Origin of the sequence: Brevundimonas sp. TWP2-3-4b1, assembly GCF_049897665.1 — a bacterium.
GTDB lineage: Bacteria > Pseudomonadota > Alphaproteobacteria > Caulobacterales > Caulobacteraceae > Brevundimonas > Brevundimonas subvibrioides_B.
Genome location: NZ_JAFCWQ010000074.1, coordinates 1 through 787, shown reverse-complemented (window position 1 = coordinate 787; position 787 = coordinate 1). Strand labels below are relative to the sequence as shown.

1 protein-coding gene is annotated in these 787 nt (G+C 61.0%); it reads right to left on the bottom strand.

The window, feature by feature from the left end:
• Window positions 1-74: 74 nt before the first annotated feature.
• A partial coding sequence (locus ACP7A5_RS17980) for an IS3 family transposase (RefSeq protein WP_426043168.1) occupies window positions 75-787 on the bottom strand: 713 nt, incomplete at its 5' end.

Here is a 787-nt window from a genome sequence, read left to right as displayed (position 1 = left end):
TGTACGTCGTCAGATGTTTTGGGACAGTCGGGGTGCGGATTTAGTGGAGAGTTGGCCTTGTCTGGGTTCGATATTTAGGCGGCGATTTTGCGGTGCTGCAAGCGCCGATGTTGGAGGGTCTGTCGCTTGACGCTGGCGCGGCGGCGCAGGATGTCGGCGGCGCGACCGAAGTAGGCGTCGGCAGGCGTCACGTTGTCGAGGCTCTCGTGATAGCGCACGTGGTTGTAGTGCTCGATGAAGGTGCCGATCTGGGCCTCCAGGTCACCGGGCAGGAAGTAGTTCTCCAGCAGGATGCGGTTCTTCAGGGTCTGATGCCAGCGCTCGATCTTGCCCTGGGTCTGGGGGTGGTAGGGCGCGCCTCGGACGTGTTTCATCTCCTGCTCGCCCAGCCATTTGGCCAGGTCACCAGAGATGTAGCTGGAGCCATTGTCTGACAGCAGTCGTGGTCTGTGCCGGACGCTGACCTGGTCACAACCCGACGCCTTGAGCGCCAGTTCCAGCGTGTCGGTGACGTCGCCGGCCTTCATGGTCGTGCACAGCTTCCAGGCGATGACGTAGCGCGAGAAGTCGTCCAGGATCGTCGACAGATACACCCAGCCCCACCCGATGATCTTGAAGTAGGTGAAGTCGGTCTGCCACATCTGGTTGGGGGCCGTGGTCTTGTCGGTGAACGCCTTGGCGGCCTTCATGACGATGAAGGCCGGGCTGGTGATCAGGTCATGGCTCTTCAAAAGCCTGTAAACGCTGGCTTCCGAGACGAAGTAGCCCTGGCTGTCGGTGAACCGCA